Here is a 277-nt window from a genome sequence, read left to right on the forward strand (position 1 = left end):
CCTTCATCGCCAAGATCCCCGACGTCGACGTCGTTGTCGGCGGCCACTCGCACAGCCTGCTGTCGAACACCGATCCGAAGGCCGAAGGCCCCTATCCGACGCTGGTCGACAACCCGGGCGGCTACAAGGTTCCGGTCGTTCAGGCCGCCTCCTACAGCAAATATCTCGGCGATCTCGTCGTCGACTTCGATGACAGCGGCGTGGTCAAGAGTGCCAAGGGCGATCCGATCCTGATCGATTCCTCCTTTACGCCGGATCCGGCACTGACCGCCCGTAT

1 pseudogene is annotated in these 277 nt (G+C 62.5%); it reads left to right on the forward strand.

Annotation, left to right across the window (positions count from 1 at the left end):
* A pseudogene (locus SB764_RS39795) lies at positions 1-277 on the forward strand (bifunctional metallophosphatase/5'-nucleotidase); the annotation flags it as partial.

The sequence above is a fragment of the Paraburkholderia sp. SIMBA_027 genome (genome assembly GCF_046535315.1).
Taxonomy (GTDB): Bacteria; Pseudomonadota; Gammaproteobacteria; order Burkholderiales; family Burkholderiaceae; genus Paraburkholderia; species Paraburkholderia tropica.